Below are 25,001 nucleotides of genomic sequence, written 5' to 3'. Positions count from 1 at the left end.
AATCATTGCTAGCTGCGATTCCAATTCCTGACCCTATTATTGAACGTAACCGAGAACGTATTATATTAGAAGGTGAAGTGCCATCTCCATTAAATCCGCCAAGTGGATGTCCATTCCGGACACGCTGTCCGAAAGCAATGGATGTATGCTCAGTTTCTATGCCTGAGATGAAGGAAGTTTATCCGAAACACTTTGTTTCATGTCATTTATATTAGATCGTTATTATTAATTGGATACCGTCTCGGGTTAGACCTGAGGCGGTATTTTATTTATGTTTGAATCAATTTCATAACTGATCTAAATGGATAAATTGAAACTATATATAGATAAATTAAACCGTTTTGATCTATATATACTCCCGATTGAAGCAGCTGAAGGTATTATGAAATTGATTCGTTTATGTATAGAATTTATATCAGAATGTATTTGTTAATAGGAGATAATACTTAGGAACTTGGCTATTTTTACTCATTGACTAACTTTTTGTAAGAATAGTCTTTGACGAGTATGCAACTGATGTGTACAATTTAATTATAAGTATTATGATTAAAATTTGATGAACGGAAGGGGGCCGAAAGGATGAGGCTCGAAACAGTGAAGCTTACACGAAATCAGCCTTTGGCCGAAGATTATATAGATCGTTACTCCAAGGTTGTTGATTTCTATGAGTATAACCCTTGGGATAAAGGCGAATGGAAGCGCAGAGCGAGCGATTTGGAGCGAGCTTGGGATGTCACGCGAAGCGGAGCGAGAGCATCGAGTGATGACGCAAGCATAAGCTTCGTTGGAGCGGTGGATGGCGTTAGCAACTGCAGCACAGCAGCAGTTGCAGCCAAAGCTGCACCGCGCGCAGATCGGTCAGCGCTGATTGAGGCGCTGACTGCATTTAACCGCCGCGCAGGTAACGCGGCGGAGGCATTAGCCGCGATTGAGCGCTTGCGCGATCGCGAGGCACTTGTGGTGACCGGCGGCCAGCAGGCCGGTCTATTCGGAGGACCGCTATACAACGTGTATAAAGCGGTCACGGTTATTCAAACAGCGCGTGAGGCATCGCGCGAGCTTAATCGTCCGGTAATCCCTGTATTTTGGATTGCCGGGGAAGATCATGACTTTGACGAAGTCAATCATTTGTACTATATGACTGGCGACGCAGAGGCGAAGAAATTAAAGATCGATGCGCCTAAGCCGCATATTCGTACGTCGGTATCGCGTCTTGAATTAGATAGCGAAGCTTGGGTCAAAGCTCTTACACAGCTAGACGAAAGCTTGATTGATTCCGAACATAAACGCGGTCTAATGGATCGATTACATGCCATAACGCAAGCATCAGCAACACTTACCGATGCTTATGCGAAGATTATAGCGTGGTTGTTCGGTCATCATGGTCTTGTCCTAATGGATTCCGATGATCCTGCGATTCGTGCTATTGAAGCGCCCATGTTCTTGTCACTGATTGAGCAGAATCAAGCTGTGAATGAGACGCTCGTACATAGTGATTCACTCCTACGTTCGTCCGGTTATAAGCCGCAAGTAGATATAAGTGCAGATGCAGCTAATTTATTTATTTTTGATCGTGGAGAACGTGTATTGCTGCACCGTGAAGGTGAAGTATACAAGAGCAAGAAAGCGTCACGAACCTATACAAAACAGGAATTGATCGAGCTTGTACGTGAACATCCGGATCAATTTAGCAATAATGTGATGACTAGGCCGATCATGCAGGATTATTTGTTCCCAGTGCTTGCAACCGTCCTTGGCCAAGCAGAAATTGCTTATTGGGGCTTGACCAAACGTGCTTTCCATACAGTTGGTATGAAGATGCCAATCCTATTGCCGCGTCTTGAGTTTACGCTCATGGATGACAATATTCATAAACATATGATTCATTATGGGCTAACCTTTGATGATGTGAGTAAGAGGTTTGGTAAGTGGCGGGCTGAGTGGCTGGAGCAGCAGGATCAAGTACCATTCCGTGAGCGATTCGCTGAAATAAGATCTAAGTTCGCTGATGAATACCGCCAGCTGATTGAATTAGTGACTGAGGTTAACCCATCGCTGAGTACACTTGGAGAAACGAATCTGGGACGAATTGATGATCAGATAAGGTATTATGAAAAGAAGACAGCTGAGGCGCAGGAACTACAGCATGCTGCAGAGCTGAAACGATTAGATCGAATTGCATGCAGTCTAATGCCTCTCGCAAAGCCGCAGGAGAGAGGATATAATGTAGTAGCTTATTTGAATCGATATGGAATTGACTGGATTGAAGAATTGATTCATACCTCGATTCCTATAGACGGACAACATCGCATTTATTATGTATAGTTGATATTGGAGAGGGGATTCAAGTCAATGACAACAGCTTTGCAAAGTATTGTTGCCGATCTATCACTAGCGCACGAGGGACATTTAAAAATTGATTGGGTCAAGGCACATATGCCTGTGCTAAATAAAATTCGTGAAGAGTTTGAACAAGAACAACCATTCAAAGGACTAAAAGTCGCAATCTCCCTTCATTTGGAGGCGAAAACAGCTTACCTAGCCAAAGTCATTAAGGCAGGTGGTGCTGAGGTTATCATCACAGGCTCCAATCCACTTTCGACTCAAGACGATGTGTGTGCAGCGCTAGTGGAGGATGGGATTACTGTCTTTGCTAAGTACAATCCATCTCCAGAAGAATACAAAGAATTATTAATCAAGACACTGGAAACCAAACCAGACATGATTATTGATGATGGCGGAGATCTCGTTAAGATTCTTCACTCTGAACGCATGGATTTGATTGGTCAAATTCGTGGGGGCGCTGAAGAAACTACGACTGGTATTTTGCGCTTGAAATCATTAGAAAAAGAAGGACAATTACAATTCCCTATGGTAGCTGTGAACGATGCATTCTGCAAGCATTTGTTCGACAATCGATATGGTACAGGTCAATCCGTATTTGATGGCATTAACCGTACAACAAACCTTGTGGTTGCTGGAAAAACAGTAGTAGTTGTTGGATACGGCTGGTGTGGTAAGGGTGTAGCTATGCGTGCCAAGGGACTTGGTGCTAACGTTGTAGTAACTGAAATTGATGCGATCAAAGCTGTTGAAGCTTATATGGACGGATTTGCAGTTATGCCAATGAGCGAAGCAGCTAAGCTTGGTGACTATTTCGTTACAGTAACAGGCAGCAGAGATGTAATTCGCGGTGAGCATTACAAAGTCATGAAGGATGGCGCTATTCTATCAAATGCTGGACATTTTGATGTTGAAGTGAATAAGCCTGAATTAGAAGAGCAATCTGTCTCTAAACGTACGGTGCGTCGTAATATCGAAGAATATCAGCTTAAAGATGGTCGCAAGCTGTATTTATTAGCTGAAGGTCGCCTTGTTAACTTGGCTGCAGGTGACGGACATCCAGCAGAAATTATGGATATGACATTTGCTCTTCAAGCGATGGCATTGAAATATGTGAATGATAACTACAAGTTAATGGGAAGCAAAGTAGTGAATATGCCTTATGAGCTTGATGAGCAGGTTGCTCGCTTCAAGTTACAAGCCCTAGGGATGTCAATTGATAGTCTATCAGACGAACAAAAATCATACTTGGATTCATGGACTGAGTAATAAATTAGAACCATTAAAACCTGTAATGCTGAGCTAAGCTAGCTCTTGTTACAGGTTTTTTCATGTGTGAAAGGCTTTATATTTGCTGCAAGAGCAACCTTTAGGCAACCCCCAGCGTCAGTATACCAAAATACAAATATTTCCTGAGGGGGCTTCGGGTGGTATGAGGTTAGTCAAAACCCAAGGTTATTTGCAAGTTCGAAGGTTCGTTTACTTACTAATATGTATCATGTTTGTGTTCACTCTCTTCACTGGTTGTAGTAGTAGTAAACAGGACTCGTCAGCATCGACATCTTCTTCTGCAGAAATGCAAGTGGCAACAGAACAAATGAGTGTAGCGACAACCCAAGATAGTACAAATATGTCAGATGCCAAAGCACAAGATGGTGAACAACCTAGTGCTTCCATTAAGATAGGCACAACATCCATGATTGCACCATTGCAAGGTGAGAACGGATTTAATCGTAGGCTGATTTATACAGCGAACTTAGTGTTACAGGTGAAGGACTACGCAATGGCTCAAACTGAACTGCGTGATATTGTTGCAGGAAATGGAGCTTATATATTAAACTTTAGCGAAAATGTGACCAAGACAGAGATTGGCGGCACATATACGATCAAAGTTGCTGCAAATGGATTTATGACTTTACTAGATTCAATTGAAACGATTAATAAGGCCAAGCAGCGAAGTATACAGGGGCAAGATGTGACAGAAGAATATGTGGATTTGTCTGCACGTCTGAAGGCCAAGGAGTTAGTTGAGAAGCGATTGCTTAATTTCATGGAACAAGCAACCAAATCGGATGATTTACTTGCTTTCTCTCAAGAGCTAGGTAAGGTACAAGAAGAAATTGAACAAATCAAAGGACGTATGCGTTACTTAGATCAGAATGTAGCTTATTCAACGATTGAACTGCGAATTTATCAACTAACCGAAAGTAAAGTTGTAGATGACTCGGAAGATACCTCATTTTTCGCGAAAATAAAAGGTGCATTTGATTTTTCAATCCAATTACTGCTGAAAATAGCGCAAGGAATACTTATAATCCTAACTGTACTTACACCTTTCATAGTTATATTAGTAGTAATAGGAATACCAATTTGGTACTATTTACGCAAACGTAAAGCCAAATCGACACCGCCAAACGATGATTCTGTCGAAAAAAAGTAACTTAATTTGAATTCATATAAAAATTCCTGCGCGTCAAGCAGGAATTTTATTTTTTGTGTAGAAGACATATAGAAGTGGTGTAAAGTGGTGAGAAGTGGTATAAAAGGGGTGAGGGTTCATGTTCATGGGCGAATATCAACATACGATCGATGAGAAGGGTCGTATTATTATTCCTGCTAAATTTCGTGATKCCCTTGGAGAATCCTTCGTCGTCACTCGCGGACTCGATCAATGCTTATTTGTTTATCCGAAAGCCGAATGGTCTATACTCGAGGGTAAACTAAAAGCACTATCGTTAATGAAATCGGATGCCAGGGCGTTTACACGCTACTTTTTCTCTGGAGCCACTGAATGTGAATTAGATAAACAAGGTCGTATTAACATCCCAAACAACTTGGTCGGTCACGCAGAATTAGCAAAAGATTGTGCGGTTATTGGCGTTTCCAATCGTGTAGAGATTTGGAATAAGCATACTTGGGAAAACTATTTCCAGCAATCACAACAGGGCTTTAATGAAATCGCCGAGAAGCTCGTCGACTTCAATTTTGATCTGTAAAAAGGCTGCTTGAGCAACTTCTAGGGGGTCACAATTTGTTTCATCATATTACTGTATTAAAGAACGAAGCTGTTGAAGGTTTGAATATAAAACCAGATGGCGTTTATGTGGATTGCACGCTTGGTGGTGCAGGTCATAGTGCTCTTATAGCATCAAAGCTTGGTGAGGGCGGACTACTGATCTGTATTGATCAAGATGATATTGCTTTAGCGAATGCGAAGCAGATGTTAGCTGAGTATGGAGATAAAGTTCTAATCGTGAAATCGAATTTCCGGGAATTAGAGCATGTGTTAGAGCAGATTCCACAAGCTATGCGTGATGACTTGCCTCAAGTAGACGGAATCTTGTTTGACTTAGGTGTATCCTCTCCTCAGCTCGATGAAGGAGATAGAGGGTTCTCATATAAATATGACGCGGAACTAGATATGCGCATGGATCAGACTGCAGAGTTAACTGCTAAGACAATTGTGAATGAGTGGCCAGTTTCTGAGATTACTCGAATCCTGTTTGAGTATGGTGAAGAGAAGTTTGCAAGACGAATTGCTGCGGCAATCGAAACTGCAAGGACTCGTGGCCCGATTGAAACTACAGCAGAGCTTGTTGAACTAGTCAAGGAAGGGATTCCTGCGGCGGCTAGAAGGACAGGCGGTCATCCTGCTAAACGTACGTTTCAAGCATTAAGAATTGCAGTGAACGATGAACTAGGTGCATTCGAAGATGCACTTGAACAGACCGTCCGTTGTTTAGCGCCTGAAGGAAGAGTCTCCGTCATTACATTTCATTCCTTAGAAGACCGGATGTGCAAAGTTACTTTTGCTAGACATTTGAGCAAATGCACGTGTCCGCCTGATTTTCCGTTGTGCGTATGCAATCATCAAGGCCAGCTAAAATTAATTAATCGTAAACCTATTCTGCCTAGTAGCGAGGAGCTTGAACATAACACAAGAGCAAGATCAGCCAAACTCAGAATTGCTGAGAAGTTATAACAGATAGGGGGGAATTCATATTATGAGTTATTATCAAGGGAATCTAGCCTTAGACAACAAGAAGCAGCCTGCTCCGGCCCCAAAGCCGAAGCTAAGGCAGCAGCAGACAACAGTAGAACATAAGAGGCCGAAGCAAGCTGCTCAAGTATCTACTCTTCCTACGGGGGTTAAATTACTGCGACTAGCGGCAGTAATGTTTACTGTTTGTGTGCTTGTTTTTATTATGTGGCGATACACGCAAGTCTATCAAATGAATCTAGATATTCGTAAAGCCAAAGCTGATATTAGTGAGATGAAGGCTGAGAATAGCTCACTTAAACAACAGATTGAGACTATGCAAAGTCCTGAACGCTTGAAGGAATATGCACAAGCAAATGGGTTTAAGCCGCCTATAGAAGGACAAGTTTCTCAAGTGAAAACGAAGAATGAAGGGGCAGTAAGTCCCGAGCAAGGCGTGGCAAGTGTTAGATGAGGTGATTGATAATGACTAAAAAAACACGGTTAAGAACATTGCTGATCGGGGGGTTATTTACCCTCCTTTTTGTTTCTTTGATAGGAAGAATGTACTGGATTCAGGTTGTCAAAGCTGAAGAGTTGAAAACAAGTGCATCAAGCTTCTGGGAGAGAGAGAGCGAGCTTAAGGCGGTTAGAGGATCAATCGTAGATCGATATGATAAAGTACTAGGTGAGGATGTACCAGCGTATACGGTATCTCTCAATCCACAAATTGTGAACGATCAAGGAATTGTTGAGGATGTCGTTAAAGGACTAGCAGATATTTTAAAAACAGATGATACCAATCAGGCAGAGCTAGAGAAAAAAATACGTGACGCCGCTAACAAAAAGCGTGACAATGGCAAATATTATTTAGATGTGGAAATTCGGAATGAAGGCTGGAAAATTGATAAGCTGAAGCGTGATCAAGTATTGAAATTAATAGAGGACTTAGGTCCGAAGAAGAATAAGAAAAATGACTCCACAGGTATTTATCTGAAAGAAGAAAAGAAACGTTATTATCCGAACGGTTCACTTGCATCCCATGTTATTGGTTATGTCAGTAAACAGGGAGAGGCTGTACAAGGGTTAGAGTCCCAGTATAATGATATTCTAACAGGTAAATCCGGGAAATTAATAACTGAAAAAGATGGTAAAGGCGTAGAATTGCCGAATGCAAAGGTCGAGTTCAGTCCACCAGAGGATGGAAAGACACTTCGCTTAACTTTAGACAAAAACATTCAATTTATTATAGAGAGTACATTAGAAAAGTATTACAAAGAGTGGAACCCCAAGAGTATTACAGCTGTTGCAGCCGATCCGGCAACAATGGAAATACTAGGGATGGCTAACTTCCCAACATTTAATCCTAACGAATATGGGAACACGAGTGATATGGGTAGTTTCACCAATAAGGCTGTATTTGATCAATATGAACCAGGCTCGACATTTAAAATTGTAACACTAGCAGCTGCTGTGGAAGAAGGATTGTTTCAAGAAGATGAATTATATCAATCTGGATCCATTCAGGTGTTAGATAATAGAGTTCATGATTACAACCGTGTCGGTTGGGGAAAGATTTCCTATCTAGATGGTTTGAAGCATTCATCCAACGTTGCATTCGTGAAGCTTGGTGATAAGCTCGGGAATGAGAAACTGACAGATTATATTAATAAGTTTGGATTTGGGAAGAAAACAGGAATTGATTTACCTACAGAAACACCTGGACTCATCAGTATGAAATATCCATCTGACTATGCACGGGCAACGTTCGGTCAAGGAAATGTCACAACGAACACGATTCAACAACTTGCCGCTTATGGTGCTGTGGCAAATGAGGGTAAGCTCATGTGGCCACATGTTGTTAAGGAAATCATTGACCCTGCAACAGGTGATGTGATCGAAGATATTAAGCCAAAGGTTGTCGAACAAGTCGTCTCTCCACAAACAGCACGTAGAGTAGGCGAACTACTCGAACAAACGGTTGATGATCCGAGTAAAATTGCAACAGGATTAACTGCTCAAGTCAAGGGCTACCGGGTTGCCGGCAAGACAGGAACAGCAAATAAGGTTGTTAATGGTAAATATTCATCTAAGGTATGGGTAACTTCCTTCTGTGGATATGCGCCTGTAGACGATCCAAAAGTCGTCATGTGCGTTATTGCTGATGAGCCTGATTTAGACGGTGATTATAAGAAAGCTAAAGAGGTTGCACCCAAAGCATTCAGCGAAATGATGGAACAAATCATGAGATACATGGGTGTTCCATCATCGGATGTTAGTAAGGAGAATAAGGTTGAGGTTACAGACTCAGTTGTCAAAATTAAGGTGCCTGATTTAAGTGGTTTATCTCTAGGTGCTGCAGCGAACAAGGGTGCTCAGGCAGGCCTCCATGTAGTTGATTATGGACTTGGCAATAGTGTTGTGACGCAGTATCCAAAAGCAGGAGCCGAAGTGGGTCCATCCGAACGTATTTATGTGGCTATGCAGCAACCCAATACCATTGCGATTCCAGATTTTACGGGGATGTCACAGCGTGATGCAATCGAGGTCTGTAACTTCCTTGGACTTGAGTATAAAGTAACTGGGGAAGGATACGTAGCTTCTCAGACAGTTGAAGGAGCCGGAGAGGTTCAGACCGTTGTGCTTGAACTCATGTCACCAAATCAATTATCGAGTGTACCGCCGCCAGAACCGACACCAAAACCAAAACCAAAATCAAAATTAAAATCAAAGGGTTAACTCTAATCCTATAGCTTGTCATAACCCCTAATGATTCCGAATAGGCTTCATTAGGGGTTATGACTTGTCTTATTAGGAGGGACTTTGCGATGACAAGAGCAACAGGTGGTGTCACAGTTCGGCGGAGGTTATTAATTCTACTGACAATAGGAACATTGATTTTTATAGCACTTCTGATTCGACTCGCCTATGTTCAATTGATGATTGGACCTGAGTTAGCTGAACGTGCGGAGGATACGTGGAGACGTAATCTTCCCTATGCAGCTAAGCGTGGAGAAGTGCAGGATCGAACAGGAGTCCAGCTTGCTTATAATATTTCGACACCTTCCATACTGGCTATTCCAGTACAGATCGTTGACAAGAAAGGAACAGCTAAGAAACTCGGGCAAGTACTCGGTGGTTCGGAAGAGACGATTTATAAACAGCTTATGAAGAAAGCAAGTAGTGTAAAAATCCAGCCCTCTGGACGTAAAATCACACAAGAGAAAGCGCTGGAGGTACGTGATCTTAAATTGCCAGGTATACAGGTGGCGGAGGATAATAAGCGGTATTATCCTTTTGGTGAATTAGCAGCTCATGTACTTGGGATTACAGGTATTGATAATCAGGGCTTAACTGGGGTTGAAAGTAAATACGATAAAGGACTAACGGGTATAGCTGGGTCTGTATCATATTTGTCTGACGCATCGGGTAAAGAAATGCCGGGATCTACAGAGCAATATGTGAAGCCTAAGGATGGCATGAATTTGCAGTTAACCGTCGATAGTAATCTACAGATGATTATGGAGCGGGAGCTTGACCAAGCGATGATCAAGACACAAGCTAATAGTGCGCTAGCCATCATGATGGATCCCACGAATGGGGAAATACTTGCCATGTCTTCAAGACCTACATTTGAACCTGGTAATTATAAGCAATATCCAGTTGAAATCTATAATCGCAATTTACCCATTTGGATGACCTATGAGCCAGGCTCTACGTTCAAGATTATTACACTCGCTGCAGCTTTAGAGGAGAAGAAAATCGATTTGCAGCATGATTATTTTTATGATTCAGGGTTGATTGATGTTTCTGGTGCAAAGCTTCACTGCTGGAAACGAGGCGGGCATGGCAGTGAGTCCTTCTTGCAGGTTGTAGAGAACTCATGTAATCCTGGTTTTGTAGTTATGGGACAACGTCTTGGTAAAGAGAAGCTGTTCGATTATATCAACAAGTTCGGTTTTGGTAAGAAAACAGGAATCGATCTCGGTGGTGAAGAAAATGGTATTCTATTCAAGCTTTCCAGGGTTGGACCTGTAGAGCTAGCGACTACTGCATTTGGTCAGGGCGTGTCGGTTACACCGATTCAACAAGTAGCAGCAGTAGCAGCAGCAATCAACGGGGGCATATTGTATGAGCCGCATGTAGGCAAAGCGTGGATTAATCCTGAGACAGGAGCCGTTGCCGAAGAACTGCAACCGAAGGAAGTGCGAAGAGTCATCTCGGAAGCGACCTCTAAGAAAGTAAGAGATGCCCTTGAAAGTGTAGTAGCCAAAGGAACGGGGCGCCCTGCATTCATTGATGGATATCGTGTAGGTGGCAAGACGGGAACTGCCCAGAAGGTAGTAAATGGACGTTATTCAGCAAGTGAGCACATTGTATCCTTCGTTGGCTTTGCGCCTGCAGATAATCCCAAAGTGTTAGTCTATGTGGCTGTAGATAATCCGCAAGGAATACAGTTCGGCGGAGTTGTTGCCGCGCCGATCGTTAAAAACATTCTTAGGGACTCATTAAAATATTTAAAGATTGAGCCTAGTAAAGATCAAATAGCCAAAGATTATAAGATAGATGAGATACCAATTGTTGAAGTTCCAAGTTTAGTTGGGATGACAGTTAGCGATATTTATGAGAGTATGAATTCGGATTTCATGCTTGTTAAATCAGGTGAAGGAAATACCGTAATTTCTCAGGCACCAGCAGCTGGAACGAGGGTAGACCGAGGGTCAACGATTCGTGTATACTTATCTAGTCCATCAGGAAGTACTAGGTGATGACTGGAAGTTAACACAAAATTTGTAGGAGGAATTGGTATGCTTCTTAAGGAATTAGCTCAAACGCTTGTGGTTAGTCGCATTATTGGGGATGAATCGACGAACATAACAGGTATACAAACTGATTCCCGTCTCATTAATCCGGGTGATTTGTTTGTATGTGTAACTGGATTTGTAGATGATGGCCATGAATTTGCAGCTAAAGCTGTGCAGAGTGGAGCAGTTGCACTGGTTGTTGAACGGATTCTTGATCTTGAAGTTCCCCAAATTATAGTTCAGAATGCAAGAGATGCGATGGCCGCATTTGCTTGTCATTATTATGCTTACCCAAGCACTGAAATGAAGGTTATTGGCGTAACGGGTACGAATGGCAAAACAACGACTACAAATATCATTGAACATATATTACGTGATCAGAAATTACAAACTGGTTTAATGGGTACGATCCAAATGAAGATTGGTAATGAATATACTCCGATGGAACGTACTACACAGGAATCACTACAGCTTCAGAAAAGTTTAAGTAGAATGCGTGAAGTCAAAACCGATTACTGTGTGATGGAAGTTTCCTCACATGCTTTAGATATGGGAAGAGTCAAAGGAATTAGATTCAGAACGGGCGTTTTCACAAACCTAACACAGGATCATTTGGATTATCACGTGACAATGGATAATTATCATCGTGCCAAAAGCCTGATGTTCTCTAGAATGGATAATACGTTCTATGCAGATACGAATGAACATCAATTTGCTGTACTGAATAGCGATGATCCAGCACACGAATTATTTAAGCAGGTTACAGCAGCTGAGGTCATTACATATGGAATAGACAATGCATGTGATGTTAGAGCATCGAATATTAGCATTACCGCCAAAGGGACGGAATTTCTGGTCACAACCTTTGCAGGAGAAGCTACTATTCGTATGAAGCTTGTTGGTAAATTTAATGTGTACAATGCGCTTGGGGCAATTGCCTCAACTTTAGTGGAAGGCGTAACGATAGATCAAATCAAGAATAGCTTAGATAAGATTGAAGTTGTTGATGGACGAATGGAAGTCGTTGATGGGCAACAAGATTTTCTTGTGCTTGTAGACTATGCACATACGCCAGATGGATTACGTAATGCACTATCCACGATCAGTGAATTTGCTGAAGGTAAAATCATTACGGTTTTTGGTTGTGGCGGGGATCGCGACAGAACCAAACGACCTTTGATGGGCAAAGTAGCTGCGGAGTTTAGTGACTATATTTACGTAACATCCGATAATCCAAGAACAGAGAACCCTGATTTAATCTTAGAGGATATTGTTCCTGGAATTGTTGAGGCAGGCTATGAATCAGATAAATATGAGCTTATTGTTGATCGTCAAGCAGCGATTAATAAAGCTATTGCCGAGGCAGGCCCCAAAGATGTAGTATTGATAGCGGGCAAAGGGCATGAAACCTATCAAACCATTGGCAAGGTCAATCATCCATTCGATGATCGCTTAGTTGCTAAGGCTGCACTTAAGAGCAGGGGGCTGCTATGATTAATCGTTCGTTAAGTGAAATTTGTACGATGTTAGAGGTTCCAGCTCCTGATGGAGCAAGTCATATTCGTGTATATGGCGTGTCTAAGGATACCCGTATGAATGTAAAGGGAACCTTGTACATCCCATTAATTGGTGAGAATTTTGATGGTCATGCATTCGTGATCCATGCAATTAATCAAGGGGCAGCAGCTGCACTGTGGCAAAAGGATCGTCCAAATCCTCCACAAGGCATGCCTCTTATTTACGTTGAAGACACCTTAATTTCGTTGCAAAAGCTAGCAGAAGCCTATCGAGAGCAGCTGCAGGTTCGCATTATCGGTATAACAGGCAGCAATGGTAAAACAACGACCAAAGATTTGGTTGCTTCTGTTCTTTCAACAACTTACAAGGTTCATAAGACCAAGGGCAATTATAACAATCATTTTGGCTTGCCTTTGACACTCCTTGAACTGGATGAAGACACCGAAGTTGCTATTCTTGAAATGGGCATGAGTGGACGAGGAGAAATTGAACTTTTGACACGTATTGCGAAGCCGGATATTGCAATCATTACGATGATTGGAGAAGCACATATGCTGCAGCTTGGGTCGCGTGAAGAGATCGCTCGAGCGAAAATGGAGATTCTAAGTGGTTTATCAGACGACGGGGTGTTCATTTACAATGGGGATGAGCCATTAATCGAGCAAATAAGGGATGAATTGGAGCTTCCTGAACATATAAGAAGCATACGATTCGGGCAACACAAATATAACGAATATTATACCGATAATATCCGATTAGGTGAGGAAGGTACTTTCTTCACAATTAATAATCAGCAAGACCCTCTATACTACATTCCACTGCTTGGACAGCATAATGCAACGAATGCTTTGTCCGCAATTGCTGTAGCTAGAGTTCTTGGCGTTACGGAAGAACATATTGTCGATGGCCTTAGTTCCCTACAGATGACAAGTATGCGTATTGAGAAATTAACAGCAGCTAATGGCTTGACGATCTTAAATGATGCTTACAATGCAAGCCCAGCTTCCATGAATGCAGCTCTTGATTTATTTGATAAGTTACCAGGTTACGACAGTAAATTCGTAGTTCTCGGTGATATGCTTGAGCTTGGGGAGTGCGAAGCTGATTATCACAAGCAAATTGGTGCTAGACTTAATCCTGAAATCATTCATGAGGTATTTACATATGGTTCTTCGGCTAAATTGTATGTTGAAGAGGCAGCTAAGCGTTTCAAGTCAGAACGTATTCATTGGTTTGCAGATAAAGAAGAGTTGACTAAACAATTAGCAGCCGCAGTAAAACCACAAGATGTTGTTTTAGTTAAAGGCTCAAGAGGAATGAAGCTAGAGCAGGTCATCGAGAAATTGATGGATAACAAATAATTGAAAGTATAATTGGATTTATTTGTAACTTTGTGATAAATTATCATGTCATTACAGTTATAGAGCATGGAAGTGAATGAGGAGACTTGTTCACACAAATTTAGGAGGAACGCATCGTGGAATTGAAAGCTGTTTTATTTACTCTAGGAACTGCCTTTGTTCTGGCCATTATCATGGGACCACTATTTATTCCGTTACTTAGAAGATTGAAATTTGGTCAGCAAATTCGTGAAGATGGCCCCAAAGCTCATCTCAAAAAACAAGGTACACCAACAATGGGTGGAACGATTATTCTGATTGCGCTCACTTTAGCTGCGCTGCAATTTTCGGATAAAACGATGCCGTTCTTTATTTTGCTTGTTGCGACTTTAGGCTATGGACTCATTGGGTTTCTCGATGATTATATTAAGATTGCTTTCAAGCGGTCACTCGGATTGACAGCAAGACAAAAATTGATCGGTCAGCTCTTGATTTCTGCGATCGTGTGCGTCATGCTGGTTTCGATGGGACACTCAACAGAGATCACGATTCCATTCTTTGATGTCAGTTTTAACCTAGGCTGGGTCTACTTCCCACTTATGGTCATATTGATGTTAGGTACCTCCAATGCTGTGAACTTCACAGATGGGCTAGATGGCTTACTTGCGGGAACGAGTGCGATAGCATTCGGTGCTTATACGGTTATAGCCATGAATAACTCTCAGCCGGAAGTCGCTATATTCTCCGCAGCGATGGTGGGAGCTGTTCTAGGTTTTCTAGTGTTTAATGCTCATCCAGCCAAAGTATTTATGGGTGACACTGGTTCTCTAGGTATTGGTGGTGGCTTAGTTGCAGTTGCTATTCTGACGAAAGCTGAGCTTTTACTAGCCGTGATCGGTATCATCTTTCTTATTGAAATCCTGTCAGTCGTTATTCAGGTTATTTCATTCAAAACTACAGGTAAACGTGTGTTCAAAATGAGTCCAATTCATCATCATTTTGAGCTAAGTGGTTGGTCAGAATGGCGCGTTGTCATTACCTTCTGGTCAGTTGGTCTCTTGGCCGCAGTATTAGCATTATACATTAACGAGGTGTTATAACAGATGAAGCATCCGCATGAATATCGTGGACAACGAGTGGTTATTCTTGGATTAGCTAGGAGTGGTGTTGCAGCTGCTAAGGTATTTCATCAAGCAGGTGCAATTGTTACAGCGAATGACAATAAAGAACGTGAACTATGTCCAGAAGCAGCAGAATTAGAGCAACTAGGTGTGAAAGTGATTTGCGGTGGTCATCCAGATGATTTACTAGATGATCAAGTGAAATTGCTTGTCAAAAATCCTGGTATTCCATATACAACAAATGTCATAAAACAAGCTGAGCAGTTAGGTATCGAAATTGTAACCGAGATAGAGGTTGCTTATCATATATGTCCAGCACCAATCATTGGTGTCACTGGATCTAATGGCAAAACAACAACAATAACCTTAATTGGTCTTATGCTAGAAGAAGGTAAGCTAGCTCCAATCGTTGCAGGGAATATCGGCATACCGCTTTGTGAAGCAGCTGAGCATTCAGATACCCATAATCATATGGTCGTTGAGCTGAGCTCTTTCCAGTTAAAAGGAACGAGTGATTTTAAACCAAGCATCAGCTGCATGCTGAATGTGTATGAAACACATCTTGATTATCATGGTGGTATGGATGATTATATCGCATCGAAAGCGAAGCTATTTGCTAATCAAACGGCTGAAGATACAGCGATCATCAATTGGGATAAAGAAGAATGTCGTAAGCTGATTCCGGTGATTAAAGCAAAGCTCATGCCATTCTCGATGAAACAAGCTTTAACGCACGGTGTGTTTTTGGATTCCGAAGCGGGGATGCTGATGTATCGCGCAGATGAGAATAAGCCTGCTGAGCCAATTATTCGAGCTGAAGACGTAGGTATTCGTGGTTCCCATAATATCGAGAATGCACTTGCAGCAGCAGCAGTTGCAATTACAGCGGGAGTATCTATTCAGGCAATCGCTAAGGTATTACGCAATTTCCGTGGTGTTGAACATCGCCTAGAGTTTGTTTGTGAGAAGGAAGGTATTACATACTACAACGATACCAAAGCTACGAATCCAGTTGCGACAATCAAGTCAATTGAGGCTTTTAAAGGGAGAATTGTGTTAATTGCTGGTGGATTGGACCGCGGATCAGATTATATGGAGATGCTCCCGATTTTCCGTGAGCGTATCAAAGCAGTTGTAACACTTGGACAAACACGTCATAAAATCAAACATGTTGCTGAACTTGCAGGGCTAACAGCTGTGAAAACTGTCGATAATGGGGATAATGTACGGGAAGCTATTGATGATGCTGTACTTGCAGCGAAGGGGTTCGCAGACAAGGGCGATATCGTATTACTTTCACCTGCTTGTGCATCTTGGGATATGTTTCCTTCTTATGAAGAAAGAGGACGCATTTTTAAAGAGACCGTGCATAACTTGTAATAAGGCCATTTCTTAGCCAAGCTTATTAGATAGCAGGACGGACAAGCAGGACGGCGGTGGAATGAGCCTTAAGAATCAAGGCTAGAGGTGTCATTATGACGAAAACGCGTTCCGCCCCTGATATTTGGATTATTATCACGACCTTGCTCATTCTAACTATTGGTATTATTATGGTTTACAGTGCTTCAGCTGTGCTTGCTTTTCATCAATATGGTGACTGGTATTTTTATTTAAAGAGACAGCTATTATTCGCAGTGCTTGGAATCGTAGCAATGTTCGTAACGATGAATACAGATTATTATATGTGGAAGAAATATGCCAATCTGATTCTCATCGTTTGCTTTGTACTCTTGATCATTGTACTCATACCTGGTCTTGGTGATGTGCGTGGTGGAGCTCGCAGTTGGCTCGGAATCGGATCCTTTGGCATTCAGCCATCGGAATTCATGAAAATGGGCTTGATTATTTTTCTTGCAAAGATGTTAGCGAATGAACAAGCGAAAATGACCAGCTTTGTTACAGGACTTCTTCCACCGTTAGGCTTTATTGGACTTGCGTTTGGCTTAATTATGCTGCAGCCTGACCTTGGTACAGGAACCGTGCTTGTAAGTGCAACTGTTCTTATGATCTATGTGGCAGGTGCAAGGCTAGTTCATTTATCTTATTTTGTAATTGCAGGTATCGTTGGTTTTGTGGGGCTTATACTTGCCAATACGGAGCGTCTAGATCGAATTACAGCTTTTCTAGATCCATGGAAAGATCCGTTAGGATCAGGTTATCAGGCTATACAATCGCTGTATGCGATTGGTCCTGGTGGTTTAGTAGGACTCGGACTTGGTATGAGTCGCCAGAAGTACAATTACTTACCTGAGCCGCAGACGGATTTTATTTTTTCCATCATCTCTGAGGAATTAGGTTTCATTGGTGGAGCTTTTGTGGTTGTATTATTTATGATTCTTGTCTGGCGTGGTATGCGAGTGGCGATTACAGCACCTGATAAATTCGGCTCTTTACTAGCAGTAGGAATTGTCGGAATGATTGCTATGCAGGTGATCATTAATATTGGTGTCGTAATTGGCATGTTCCCTGTAACAGGTATAACGTTGCCGCTAGTTTCGGCTGGGGGGTCATCGCTTACCCTTATGCTTACCGCAATAGGCGTATTACTTAACATATCCCGATATTCGAGGTGAATGCTGTGCGTGTAGTGCTCAGCGGAGGAGGTACCGGCGGTCACGTCTATCCGGCGTTGGCGATTGCCGAACAATGCCTTGAGGTTAATCCGCAATCCAAATTCTTATATATCGGTACAAATTCCGGCTTGGAAGGCGACATTGTCGCTAAATCCAAGCTGGATTTGCCATTTCAATCGATTGAAATTTCCGGCTTCCGTAGGAAGCTAGTATCAACAGATAATCTCCGTACAGTCATGAAGTTTATGCGCGGCGTGAAGAGAGCAAAGTCACTTCTCAAAGAATTTAAACCTGATGTTGTGATCGGTACTGGCGGCTATGTATGCGGACCTGTCCTGTATGCAGCTGCAAAGCTAGGAATCCCAACTCTGATTCATGAACAGAACGTCCTTCCAGGACTTACGAATAAATTCTTAAGCCGCTACGTGAACACTGTAGCGGTATCATTCAAGGGAACCGAGTCACGGTTCCCTAAAGCGCGGCGTGCCGTATACACCGGCAACCCGCGCGCTACGTCGGTCGTCCATGCCGACCGACATGCAGGGCTACGCTCGCTAGGCCTAGCCGATAACGACCAGCTGGTCGTTATCGTAGGCGGCTCACGCGGAGCCAAATCGCTGAACGAGGCCATGATCGGCCTCGCACCGCAAGTGCAGAAACTGCTGCATCTGCAGTTTCTATTCATCACGGGTGCCCCGTATTACGAGGCGACCGTTAGCGCAATTGATGCGCTCCCTGCGGATGAGCGCACGAACCTGCATGTTGTGCCTTATATTCACAACATGCCAGAGGTGCTAGCAGCGACGAAGCTAATCGTCTCGCGCGCAGGTGCATCCTTCCTCGCGGAGATTACCGCGCTCGGTATCCCGTCCATTCTCATTCCATCACCGTATGTTACGAACAACCATCAGGAGCATAATGCTCGCTGGTTGAAGGATGAAGGCGCTGCAGATATGCTGCTTGAGAAAGAACTTCATGCAGACGGCCTATTTATAGCAATTGATAAAATTATGGAATCTTCCATCCGCTGGGAGAGTATGTCCAATAGTTCGATCAAGCTTGGAGAACCTAATTCTGCAGTGCTCGTCGTTAACGAGATCAAGAGCATGTTACGCAAATAAATGGGTTTGAACTCATTCTATTTATTGCGCCTTTTCTAGGCGATTGTCACACTCTTTCTGATTTCACATAAACTACACTATAACCGTGACAGACATCGAAGCTGGGCAAGTGGAAACGACTTAACCGTCCTAGTGCCAGAAGTAGTTTCCACCCCTTGTGATCTGTAAAGGAGGCTTTTTCCATGCACTCGTTCATTGCTGATTTACAAGCTGACTCAAATCTTGAAATTCGTCTTAACGAAATGATGTCTTGCCATACTACATGGAAAATCGGTGGTCCTGCCGACATTCTAATCACCCCTGCGGATAAGGAACAGCTTATTCGTGCTGTTCGTGTGATGCGTCAACATCAAGTTCCATGGACTGTAATTGGCAGAGGCTCGAATATGCTTGTTAGTGACAAAGGTATTCGTGGCGTTAGCATTAAACTCGGCAAAGCGTTTGATGAGATTCATTTTGAGGGGACGGAAATTACTGTTGGTGGCGCATATTCGTTTGTTAAATTATCCGTTCAAGCTGGTAGACATGGATTAACGGGGCTCGAATTCGCGGGAGGCATCCCGGGATCGGTTGGAGGGGCCGTCTATATGAATGCAGGGGCTCACGGTTCTGATGTGTCACGAATACTCAAGCAGGCTGAAGTACTCTTGAACACTGGTGAAGTCATCATGATGCAGAAGAACGATTTACAATACGGATACCGTCATTCACTCCTCCAAAAGGAGCCAGGTATTGTACTTGAAGCTGTTTTTCAATTGGATATGGGAGACCGCACAGAAATTGCTGCAGCAATGGCATCGCACAAAGATCGTCGATTGCGCACACAACCCTTAAAAAGTGCTACATGTGGCTCTGTTTTTCGTAACCCGGAAGGCACATATGCTGCAAAATTAATTGAAGAAGCTGGACTTAAGGGATTCCGGGTCGGCGGTGCGGAAGTATCCACTTTGCATGCAAACTTTATCGTGAACACAGGGAATGCGACAGCTGAAGATGTGCTCGCCCTCATAAAGAAGATACAAGATATTGTCTTGGATAAACACGACATTCGTCTTGTGCCAGAGGTTCTGGTTTTAGGGGAGCGGTAAATCGGAGGTGAAATATTGGAGAAGTTGGTTATCGAAGGTGGGAGACCTCTGTCGGGAGCCATCCGAATCCTTGGCGCTAAGAACGCAGCGCTGCCTATCCTTGCAGCTAGCATCATGGCGGAAGGTACACACACCATTAACAATGTTCCCGAATTGCTCGACATTGAGGTCATGCTTCAAATTCTTGGAGAGCTCGGATGTTCATCTGAACAATTCGGTAACACCATTACGATCAATACATCTGGGATAAACTCCACACACATTCCTGAACAATTGATGCGGCAGATGAGATCATCTATATGCTTGATGGGACCCTTACTCGCTAGATTTGGTTCTGTTCAATTGTATCAACCAGGTGGATGCGCGATTGGCGAACGAAAAATCGATCTGCATCTCAAAGGTTTAGAAGCTTTAGGAGTACAGATTGAAGAATCCGGTAACACGATCAACTGCCATACGACGGGTATGCGTGGTGCGGAAATCTATCTTGATTTTCCGAGTGTTGGAGCAACAGAGAATATCATGATGGCGGCAGCTATGGCAGAAGGTGTTACAACCTTAATTGGTGCTGCGAGGGAGCCGGAAATTCAGGATTTGCAAAATTATCTTAACAATATGGGTGCTGACATCATCGGAGCCGGCACAGATACAATTACCATTAGCGGTGTAAGTAAATTAACTCCGTGCACTTATCGTATTATTCCTGACCGGATTGTTGCTGGTACTTGTATGGTTGCAGCAGCAGCTACAAGAGGTTCAATAACGATTCAAGGTGCTTGTTCTGCACATCTAACTTCACTCATTCATGTACTTAAACGTGTAGGTATGCAAATTCAAGTATCAGATGATATAATACAAATAAGTTCTTCATCTAGGCCCAAAGCAATCGAACGGATCGTCACTGCACCGCATCCTGCGTTTCCAACGGATTTACAGTCTCAGGTGATGGTATTGCTTTCGCTAGCTGATGGACTCAGTATTATCAAAGAAACTATTTTCGAAGGTAGATTTAAACACGTAGATGAGCTTTGCAGAATGGGAGCCGATATTCGTGTGGATCTCAGCTCAGCATTCATTCGCGGTGTTCCTAGACTCTACGGGGCGACAGTAGAAGCAACAGATTTGAGAGCAGGAGCTGCACTTGTAATAGCTGGTTTAACTGCTCATGGTACAACAATTGTGGAGCAAATCCACCATATTGATCGTGGATACGATCATATTGAACTCATGTTAACTAGACTCGGTGCTAACATAAGCAGGTACTCAACTGTTCTTAGCGAATAAATATGATTGACTAACATGTAATCCCTAATCCCTTCCTGAATTGCAGGAAGGGATTTAAGAATTTATAAGCTTTACTAAGGAGGTGCCGCTACTTGCATGAGCAGATGAGAATACCTAAGATACCTGCTGCCAAGCCTCGCAAGAAGAGGGGGCGTAGGCTTATATTTTTTCTATTTGTTTTTTTTGTGGCGGTATTAGTCGTATTGTTTTTTCGTTCTTCTATTAGCCGCATAACGGAAATCGATGTATCTGGCAACGAGATTGTTTCCGCCGAACAAATTGAACAAGCATCTGAGATTACGCTTGGTGATCATTTTTTTGGTGTTTCTACCAAAGAAATCACTGATCGAATTAATAAGATGAGAATGATAGAATCAACTGAAGTGAGTAAGCATTTTCCAGGTAAACTCAGTATCGTTGTACGTGAGCAACCTAAGGTTGGGTTTCAAATTGCGGAAGATGGACGTCAAGAATATGTACTAGCAGATGGTTCAATAGTCCCGATTCAAGGCCTGTCTATTATGCTGGACAAGCCCATTCTGTCAGGCTGGGAAGATGCTGATCCGAATAAAGTAAATCTAGCAAAAACGATGAGCACGATTTCTCCTCATTTATTTTATGAGGTGTCCGAAATTAGACCATATCCATCGGAGTCTTATCCAGATCGAATTAAGTTATATACACGCACAGGTATTGAAGTGGTTACAACGATCGAATATTTACCTGATAAAATCCAATATCTTTCCGCTTATATCACTAATCTAAAGGACAATAATATCGCAAACGGTGTACTTTCCTTGTTAGAGGTCGATAGTTATCATCTATTGAATGGTGAGCTTGTTAAACCAGAAGATGAAGTGAAAGAGAAGGAAAAGGAAAAGTGAATTAGAAGTCAGGTCAAATAAATTGATCTAATAAGCGAAAGGCAGCCTTGTCTTTAGCTTGTATTTTAGTATTTGTATTAATCGGAAATATGAATTGGTACATATTAATTTTGTAATAAATCTAGTTAAATTAAAAATGAGTAATTTGGCAGTTGAAATACTACTCTTTCCTATGAAATAATGATAGAATGGGAATTATGGAATGTCTAAGCTAACAATTGGAATTCGTACTTTAAATTTAAGATCTCCCTTCAGCAAAAAAAATGTTGAAAAAAGAGGGAAAATAGTAATTGTGTTGAATACTTATTTATTGTAAACCAGAATGTATGAAATGACATTGAGTCAAAAATTTTCACTTGTATAAGTGCAGGAGGTGCCAAGGCTTGAGCGGCAATGACATCATTGTGAGTTTGGACATCGGTACATCCAAGGTTCGTGCTATTATTGGGGAAGTGGTTAACGGATCCATTAATATAATAGGGGTAGGTTCAGCTGATTCTGAGGGTATTCGCAAAGGAGCCATCGTTGATATTGATCAAACGATTCAATCTATTCGAAATGCGATTGAGCATGCAGAACGAATGGTTGGCATCCAAATATCTGAGGTTTATGTTGGGATTACCGGTAATCATATTTCTTTGCAATCCTCTCATGGCGTTGTCGCTGTGCAGAAGGAAGATAGAGAAATTGGCGATGAAGATATTGAAAGAGTGATTCAAGCTGCAAAAGTCATCGCTTTACCTCCCGAGCGTGAAATTATTGGAGTCGTGCCTAAGGAATTTTTGGTGGATGGCCAGGAGGGAATTTCTGATCCTCGTGGCATGATTGGCGTTAGACTAGAAGTCGATGCAACGATTATTACCGGTGCAAAGACAAGCATACATAACTTGATTCGAGTAGTAGAGAAGTCTGAATTGAAAGTTTCAGGATTAATCCTTATGTCTATAGCATCGGGTTACCTTGCCCTTTCTAAAGATGAGAAAAGCATTGGCACTGTTTTAATTGATATTGGAGCTGGTGCAACCTCAATTGCAGTCTTCGAAGAAGGGAATTTAGTTGCTACTTCGACCTTGCCTATTGGAGGCGAGTATATTACGAGTGATATTTCGATCGGGCTCCGTACACAAATGGAGATTGCCGAGAAAATTAAACTTAAATATGGTTGTGCTTTAATAGAAGATTCTGCAGGTGATCAAGTATTTAAAGTAACTCGCATCGGCAGTAATGTTGATAAAGAGTTTTCCCAGGTTGATTTGGCTAATATTATTGAGCCACGCGCTCAAGAGATTTTCCAAATGATTCGCGCCGAGGTAGATCGAATCGGTTATGGTCATTTAACTGGTGGCTACGTGTTGACAGGCGGATCAGTGAATATGCCAGGAATGTTAGCTGTTGCGCAGCTGGAGCTTGCTTCATCTGTTCGTATTGCCGCTCCTGATTATATTGGTGTTCGTGATCCAAGTTATACAAGCGGTGTTGGGATTATCCAGTATGTACAAAGACACATGAAGAATCGCAATTCATCCTTTTCTAAATCTGTTAACAAATCAACCAAAACTCATACAAGTAGTATGAAAGGTCCAGGTTGGTTTGATAAAGTGAAAGATTGGGTTAAGGAGCTTATTTAACAAAACTAGATATCCCATTACGAAGGATGAGCGAATGATATGTTAGGGGGATTACTCTGATGTTTGAATTTGATATGGAATTAGACCAGCTTGCACAGATTAAGGTCATTGGTGTTGGTGGCGGGGGAAGTAATGCTGTCAATCGGATGATTGAGAACGGTGTGAAGGGTGTAGAATTTATAACCGTTAATACAGATGCACAAGCATTACATATGGCTAAAGCAGAGCATAGATTACAGATCGGGGACAAGCTTACGCGTGGTTTAGGCGCTGGAGCTAATCCTGATGTTGGTAAGAAGGCTGCTGAGGAATCACGTGAACTAATTATGAATACACTGCGTGGAGCAGATATGGTATTCGTAACTGCAGGTATGGGTGGAGGAACTGGTACAGGTGCAGCTCCAGTCATTGCTGAAATTGCTAAGGAGTGCGGAGCACTTACTGTAGGTGTCGTAACTCGTCCCTTCACGTTTGAAGGTCGTAAACGTCAATTACAGGCAGAACAAGGAATTGCAGCACTTAAAGAAAAGGTTGATACACTCATTGTCATTCCTAATGATCGTCTTCTTGAGATTGTTGATAAGAAAACACCAATGCTTGAGGCTTTCCGTGAAGCAGATAATGTATTACGTCAAGGTGTTCAAGGTATTTCGGACTTGATTGCTGTACCAGGTCTGATTAACCTTGACTTTGCTGACGTTAAGACGATTATGACTGAACGTGGATCAGCGCTAATGGGAATTGGCATAGCGACAGGTGAGAATCGCGCTGCTGAAGCCGCTAAGAAAGCGATCATGTCACCACTTCTAGAAACTTCAATCGAAGGTGCCAAAGGCGTGCTCTTGAATATTACAGGTGGAACTAATCTTTCCCTGTATGAGGTTAATGAAGCTGCTGATATCGTTTCGTCATCGTCTGATATTGAAGTGAATATGATTTTTGGTGCTGTTATTAATGAAACCTTGAAGGAAGAGATTGTTGTAACTGTTATTGCGACAGGTTTTGAATACAAAGCACCAACAAATCAGGCACAAGCTAATCGCCGCCTAGGTCAGACTCAACCTGAACAACCAGAACCTAAAGTAAATAATTTAAAACCATTTGGAGGCTCACAGCCATCAAGCGATCAGCTTGACATCCCTGCCTTCATGCGTAATAACCGCAATCGTAATTTTGATTAATACAAGAAACTAGAAGCCTTAACCTTTCATAGGTTAAGGCTTTTTTGTGTTGTTTATCGTTCATATGATTCCGCTTGTTACGACAAAAATAGTGATGGACAACTCCCAAGTTTAGACAGACTTTGAAATTTGGTTT

20 protein-coding genes are annotated in these 25,001 nt (G+C 42.3%); all 20 read left to right on the top strand.

Annotated elements, in window-relative coordinates:
* The coding region (locus tag AC1DOK_RS17620; RefSeq protein ID WP_477555604.1) for an oligopeptide/dipeptide ABC transporter ATP-binding protein at positions 1-215 on the top strand (215 nt) is incomplete at its 5' end.
* Positions 216-579: 364 nt separating this feature from the next.
* The gene (gene bshC, locus AC1DOK_RS17615) at positions 580-2,325 is read left to right on the top strand and encodes a bacillithiol biosynthesis cysteine-adding enzyme BshC (protein WP_477555603.1); all 1,746 of its coding nucleotides are present in this window, start codon (positions 580-582) and stop codon (positions 2,323-2,325) included.
* 27 nt (positions 2,326-2,352) lie between these two features.
* Positions 2,353-3,612: an adenosylhomocysteinase gene (locus AC1DOK_RS17610; RefSeq protein ID WP_477555602.1), complete on the top strand. Its 1,260-nt coding sequence runs from the start codon at positions 2,353-2,355 to the stop codon at positions 3,610-3,612.
* A gap of 163 nt (positions 3,613-3,775) precedes the next feature.
* A complete protein-coding gene (locus AC1DOK_RS17605; RefSeq protein WP_477555601.1) occupies positions 3,776-4,783 on the top strand; it encodes a DUF4349 domain-containing protein in 1,008 nt (335 codons plus the stop codon).
* Positions 4,784-4,901: 118 nt separating this feature from the next.
* The gene (mraZ, locus tag AC1DOK_RS17600; protein WP_477555600.1) at positions 4,902-5,339 is read left to right on the top strand and encodes a division/cell wall cluster transcriptional repressor MraZ; all 438 of its coding nucleotides are present in this window, start codon (positions 4,902-4,904) and stop codon (positions 5,337-5,339) included.
* A 35-nt stretch (positions 5,340-5,374) separates the two neighbouring features.
* Positions 5,375-6,325 (top strand): 16S rRNA (cytosine(1402)-N(4))-methyltransferase RsmH, encoded by a 951-nt coding sequence (gene rsmH, locus AC1DOK_RS17595; RefSeq protein WP_477555599.1) that lies wholly within the window; start codon positions 5,375-5,377, stop codon positions 6,323-6,325.
* A gap of 22 nt (positions 6,326-6,347) precedes the next feature.
* Positions 6,348-6,797, top strand: coding sequence for a cell division protein FtsL (gene ftsL, locus AC1DOK_RS17590; RefSeq protein WP_477555598.1), 450 nt, complete (start codon positions 6,348-6,350; stop codon positions 6,795-6,797).
* 11 nt (positions 6,798-6,808) lie between these two features.
* Positions 6,809-9,061, top strand: coding sequence for a peptidoglycan D,D-transpeptidase FtsI family protein (locus AC1DOK_RS17585; RefSeq protein ID WP_477555597.1), 2,253 nt, complete (start codon positions 6,809-6,811; stop codon positions 9,059-9,061).
* Between the two features lie 89 nt (positions 9,062-9,150).
* Entirely contained in the window at positions 9,151-11,091 is a 1,941-nt protein-coding gene (locus AC1DOK_RS17580) for a stage V sporulation protein D (RefSeq protein ID WP_477555596.1), read from the top strand.
* A 39-nt stretch (positions 11,092-11,130) separates the two neighbouring features.
* The gene (locus tag AC1DOK_RS17575) at positions 11,131-12,621 is read left to right on the top strand and encodes a UDP-N-acetylmuramoyl-L-alanyl-D-glutamate--2,6-diaminopimelate ligase (RefSeq protein ID WP_477555595.1); all 1,491 of its coding nucleotides are present in this window, start codon (positions 11,131-11,133) and stop codon (positions 12,619-12,621) included.
* On the top strand, positions 12,618-14,006 hold the full coding sequence (locus tag AC1DOK_RS17570) for a UDP-N-acetylmuramoyl-tripeptide--D-alanyl-D-alanine ligase (RefSeq protein ID WP_477555594.1): 1,389 nt from the start codon (positions 12,618-12,620) through the stop codon (positions 14,004-14,006). Before AC1DOK_RS17575 ends, AC1DOK_RS17570 begins: the two co-directional genes overlap by 4 nt.
* A gap of 116 nt (positions 14,007-14,122) precedes the next feature.
* A complete protein-coding gene (gene mraY, locus AC1DOK_RS17565) occupies positions 14,123-15,085 on the top strand; it encodes a phospho-N-acetylmuramoyl-pentapeptide-transferase (RefSeq protein WP_477555593.1) in 963 nt (320 codons plus the stop codon).
* Positions 15,086-15,088: 3 nt separating this feature from the next.
* Entirely contained in the window at positions 15,089-16,486 is a 1,398-nt protein-coding gene (gene murD, locus AC1DOK_RS17560; protein ID WP_477555592.1) for a UDP-N-acetylmuramoyl-L-alanine--D-glutamate ligase, read from the top strand.
* A 95-nt stretch (positions 16,487-16,581) separates the two neighbouring features.
* Positions 16,582-17,679 (top strand): stage V sporulation protein E, encoded by a 1,098-nt coding sequence (gene spoVE, locus AC1DOK_RS17555; RefSeq protein ID WP_477555591.1) that lies wholly within the window; start codon positions 16,582-16,584, stop codon positions 17,677-17,679.
* A 5-nt stretch (positions 17,680-17,684) separates the two neighbouring features.
* Positions 17,685-18,800, top strand: a complete 1,116-nt coding sequence (gene murG / locus AC1DOK_RS17550; RefSeq protein ID WP_477555621.1) for an undecaprenyldiphospho-muramoylpentapeptide beta-N-acetylglucosaminyltransferase — start codon at positions 17,685-17,687, stop codon at positions 18,798-18,800.
* A 182-nt stretch (positions 18,801-18,982) separates the two neighbouring features.
* Positions 18,983-19,888, top strand: a complete 906-nt coding sequence (murB, locus tag AC1DOK_RS17545) for a UDP-N-acetylmuramate dehydrogenase (RefSeq protein ID WP_477555590.1) — start codon at positions 18,983-18,985, stop codon at positions 19,886-19,888.
* Positions 19,889-19,903: 15 nt separating this feature from the next.
* The gene (gene murA / locus AC1DOK_RS17540) at positions 19,904-21,172 is read left to right on the top strand and encodes a UDP-N-acetylglucosamine 1-carboxyvinyltransferase (protein ID WP_477555589.1); all 1,269 of its coding nucleotides are present in this window, start codon (positions 19,904-19,906) and stop codon (positions 21,170-21,172) included.
* Between the two features lie 92 nt (positions 21,173-21,264).
* Positions 21,265-22,056, top strand: a complete 792-nt coding sequence (locus tag AC1DOK_RS17535) for a cell division protein FtsQ/DivIB (protein ID WP_477555588.1) — start codon at positions 21,265-21,267, stop codon at positions 22,054-22,056.
* Positions 22,057-22,439: 383 nt separating this feature from the next.
* Positions 22,440-23,684, top strand: coding sequence for a cell division protein FtsA (ftsA, locus tag AC1DOK_RS17530; RefSeq protein WP_477555587.1), 1,245 nt, complete (start codon positions 22,440-22,442; stop codon positions 23,682-23,684).
* Between the two features lie 59 nt (positions 23,685-23,743).
* Entirely contained in the window at positions 23,744-24,865 is a 1,122-nt protein-coding gene (ftsZ, locus tag AC1DOK_RS17525) for a cell division protein FtsZ (protein WP_477555586.1), read from the top strand.
* Positions 24,866-25,001 lie beyond the last annotated feature (136 nt).

The organism is Paenibacillus sp. P5_B5, from assembly GCF_056400365.1.
The sequence above is the reverse complement of the archived record's forward strand: the minus strand, read 5'-3'. Positions and strand labels throughout refer to the sequence as shown.

Excerpts from the sequence above, each read along its gene's own strand:
- bshC (WP_477555603.1), top strand. The coding sequence starts at position 580 with ATGAGGCTCGAAACAGTGAAGCTTACACGAAATCAGCCTTTGGCCGAA.
- AC1DOK_RS17610 (WP_477555602.1), top strand. The coding sequence starts at position 2,353 with ATGACAACAGCTTTGCAAAGTATTGTTGCCGATCTATCACTAGCGCAC.
- AC1DOK_RS17605 (WP_477555601.1), top strand. The coding sequence starts at position 3,776 with ATGAGGTTAGTCAAAACCCAAGGTTATTTGCAAGTTCGAAGGTTCGTT.
- ftsL (WP_477555598.1), top strand. The coding sequence starts at position 6,348 with ATGAGTTATTATCAAGGGAATCTAGCCTTAGACAACAAGAAGCAGCCT.
- AC1DOK_RS17585 (WP_477555597.1), top strand. The coding sequence starts at position 6,809 with ATGACTAAAAAAACACGGTTAAGAACATTGCTGATCGGGGGGTTATTT.
- AC1DOK_RS17580 (WP_477555596.1), top strand. The coding sequence starts at position 9,151 with ATGACAAGAGCAACAGGTGGTGTCACAGTTCGGCGGAGGTTATTAATT.
- AC1DOK_RS17575 (WP_477555595.1), top strand. The coding sequence starts at position 11,131 with ATGCTTCTTAAGGAATTAGCTCAAACGCTTGTGGTTAGTCGCATTATT.
- AC1DOK_RS17570 (WP_477555594.1), top strand. The coding sequence starts at position 12,618 with ATGATTAATCGTTCGTTAAGTGAAATTTGTACGATGTTAGAGGTTCCA.
- murD (WP_477555592.1), top strand. The coding sequence starts at position 15,089 with ATGAAGCATCCGCATGAATATCGTGGACAACGAGTGGTTATTCTTGGA.
- spoVE (WP_477555591.1), top strand. The coding sequence starts at position 16,582 with ATGACGAAAACGCGTTCCGCCCCTGATATTTGGATTATTATCACGACC.
- murB (WP_477555590.1), top strand. The coding sequence starts at position 18,983 with ATGCACTCGTTCATTGCTGATTTACAAGCTGACTCAAATCTTGAAATT.
- ftsZ (WP_477555586.1), top strand. The coding sequence starts at position 23,744 with ATGTTTGAATTTGATATGGAATTAGACCAGCTTGCACAGATTAAGGTC.